Origin of the sequence: Limosilactobacillus vaginalis DSM 5837 = ATCC 49540 (assembly GCF_000159435.1) — a bacterium.
GTDB lineage: Bacteria > Bacillota > Bacilli > Lactobacillales > Lactobacillaceae > Limosilactobacillus > Limosilactobacillus vaginalis.
Map to the genome: position 1 here is coordinate 1 of NZ_GG693458.1, position 241 is coordinate 241.

The following is a 241-nucleotide window of genomic DNA, read 5'->3' on the forward strand; positions in this document are numbered from 1 at the left end:
CAGGGGTCACTGGTACGCCAGAACCCGCGCTGCGCCGCTTTGAACTGGCACTGCTCGGGCATCTGGGTTATGGCGTCAATTTTACCCATTGTGCGGGTAGCGGCGAGCCGGTAGATGACACCATGACGTATCGTTATCGCGAAGAAAAAGGGTTTATCGCAAGCGTCGTTATCGACAATAAAACGTTCACCGGAAGGCAGTTAAAAGCGTTAAACGCACGGGAATTTCCTGACGCAGACAC

The 241-nt window shown here is 53.5% G+C and carries 1 protein-coding gene; it reads left to right on the plus strand.

Annotation, left to right across the window (positions count from 1 at the left end; translation table 11 throughout):
* A partial coding sequence (gene recO / locus HMPREF0549_RS08990) for a DNA repair protein RecO (protein WP_003717994.1) occupies nucleotides 1–241 on the plus strand: 241 nt, incomplete at both ends.